This is a genomic window from Fulvivirga aurantia, assembly GCF_009711475.1.
GTDB classification, from domain to species: Bacteria; Bacteroidota; Bacteroidia; order Cytophagales; family Cyclobacteriaceae; genus Fulvivirga; species Fulvivirga aurantia.
Window position 1 is genome coordinate 1 of record NZ_SMMD01000410.1, and the last position, 2,459, is coordinate 2,459.

3 protein-coding genes are annotated in these 2,459 nt (G+C 37.5%); 1 reads left to right on the forward strand and 2 read right to left on the reverse strand.

The annotated features are described in order from the left end of the window. Positions 1-101: 101 nt before the first annotated feature. Positions 102-791, reverse strand: coding sequence for a tetratricopeptide repeat protein (locus E1176_RS02360; RefSeq protein ID WP_155208967.1), 690 nt, complete (start codon positions 789-791; stop codon positions 102-104). A 96-nt stretch (positions 792-887) separates the two neighbouring features. Next, positions 888-1,922: a pyruvate dehydrogenase (acetyl-transferring) E1 component subunit alpha gene (gene pdhA, locus E1176_RS02365; RefSeq protein WP_155208968.1), complete on the reverse strand. Its 1,035-nt coding sequence runs from the start codon at positions 1,920-1,922 to the stop codon at positions 888-890. A gap of 52 nt (positions 1,923-1,974) precedes the next feature. On the opposite strand from pdhA, the gene E1176_RS02370 reads away from it, so the two are divergent. Continuing rightward, the coding region (locus E1176_RS02370; protein ID WP_155208969.1) for a DNA replication/repair protein RecF at positions 1,975-2,459 on the forward strand (485 nt) is incomplete at its 3' end.

Below are 2,459 nucleotides of genomic sequence, written 5' to 3' on the forward strand. Positions count from 1 at the left end.
TTTTGTGATGATGCCATCTTGTTGTAAAGTTTATGTAAAAATAAAAGGGATAAGTTCTTTTAGCACCTTATCCCTTTCGTTATTTATTATCTTATTCTAAATCAGTTGCCTAACCTAGCCTGGTATTTCTTTGCTTTCTGAAACTCATTAGAATCCCAGTATTCGTCAATGATCGTCTGGTAAGCGGCTTTTGCCTTCTCATTATTACCTGCCTTTTCGTAAGCTATGGCAGCCTTGAATAAATAAGTAGGAGAGAAATATTTGTTTGACTTATAGTCAGCAGCTTTTTGGTAAGCCGAAGCAGCATCAGTATACTGCTCTTTTTCCATATAAGCATCTCCTATTAAGCTGTAAGCTCTAGCTTGTACAAGTAAATCATCGCTGCTAAAATCTTCAAGATATAATATAGCTTGGTCGAAACTTCCTTTCTTCAAATATGCAGCACCAGCGTAATAGTTTGCCAGATTGCCCGCATCTGTGATGCTATACTCTTCAGCAATATCAGTAAAACCTAAATTGTTACCGTCACCATTAAGGGCCAGGTCCAGACTATCTGATTCAAAATAGTATACTGCCTGAAACATTTCGCTTTGTGCAGTTTGCTCCTGGGTATTTTTATAATATCTGTAGCCAAATACTCCACCTACTAATAACACAACAACAGCCACTATACCGAAAACAAGTCCTTTGTTCTCCTCTATAAATGTCTCTGTTCTTGAAATTTGTTCGGCCAAAGCCTCTGGATTTTCAAGGCCGCTTTGTACCTCTTCTTGCTTCTTATTTTTTGCCATTTCAAAATATTTTAAGGCTGCAAAACTAAGGATTTATCTCACAAGTGGAAATGACCACTGTAAAAATCTTAGTTCAGCACTTATGGTAATAGGTGTTTAATCAGTTATATAAGGATAATCTTCTTGAGCATATACATCTTTAAATGCCTCAGAAGGATCAGGGAAGTCAGATTCTTCAGCAAAGCTTACTGATTCAGCAACCTGTTCTTTTATCTTCTTCTCTATAGCTTCAATATCTTTTTCAGAAGCATATTTTTTCTTAAGTATAATCTGTCTTACCTGCTCTATCGGGTCTTTAGATTTGTACTCTTCAACCTCATCTTTAGTTCTATATTTAGCAGGGTCAGACATTGAGTGCCCTTTGTATCGATAGGTTTTAAACTCTAATAGGGTAGGCCCATCTCCTTTACGAGCTCTTTTGGCAGCCTTTTCCACAGCTTCATGTACATCCTCTACATTCATCGCATCTATACCTTCAGATGGCATATCATAGGCCTCACCCAATGTATGAAGATCGGTTACGTTAGACGTTCTTTTTACAGAAGTACCCATAGCGTAACCATTGTTTTCAATAACAAATATTACTGGCAACTTCCATGTCATGGCTAAGTTTAGCGCTTCGTGAAAAGCACCTTGCCTCACAGCACCATCACCCATGTAGCATATGCAGAGATTATCTGTCTTGTTGTATTTTTCAGCAAAAGCGATACCGGCTCCAAGAGGTACCTGACCACCTACAATGCCATGGCCGCCAAAAAAGTGGTGCTCCTTATCAAACATATGCATTGAGCCACCTTTACCTTTGCTTATACCTGTTTCTTTTGCAAAAAGCTCAGCCATAATAGCTTTCGGATCAGAGCCTAAAGCAATTGGGTGAGCATGGTCACGATAAGCGGTTATCCACTTATCTCCTTCTTTTAATGCAGATGCAGCACCAGCCACACATGCTTCCTGTCCTATATATAAATGACAAAATCCCTTGATCTTCTGCTGACCGTATAACTGGCCCGCTTTTTCCTCAAACTTTCTCATCAAAAGCATGCTTTCAAACCAATTCATATAGGTCTCTTTAGAAAACTTGCTTTTTGTAGATGACTTAGTTTTTGACTTTCCTTTTGTCGTAGTTGCCATAATGTTAATTTTGAACCTAAATAAGGACTGCGAAATTAAGCAAAAAAAGTCAATGCACATCGAAAAATTGAGTCTGATTAATTTTAAGAACTATGAAGAAGTCACGCTGAATTTTTCGGAAAACGTAAACTGCATACTCGGAAAAAATGGAAGCGGCAAGACTAACCTGCTCGATGCTATTTATTATCTCTCTACAACAAAGAGTGCCTTAAATACCATTGATAATCAAAACATACGCTTCGGAGAAGCTTTCTTCACAATTAGAAGTTTGTTTATAAAAAGTGGAGATGAGTATAAGGTAGATTGTATTTTGAAAGAAGGTGCTAAGAAAATCATAAAGGTAAATAGTGTTGAGTATGATAAGCTGAGGGAGCACGTTGGCAAGTTTCCTGTGGTCTTCATTTCACCTAATGACACAGACCTCATAAGAGAAGGAAGTGAGATAAGAAGAAAGTTTTTTGATCAGATCATAAGTCAAACAGACCGAGATTATCTTGATAAGCTAATAGAATACAACCATTTTTTGAAACAAAGAAA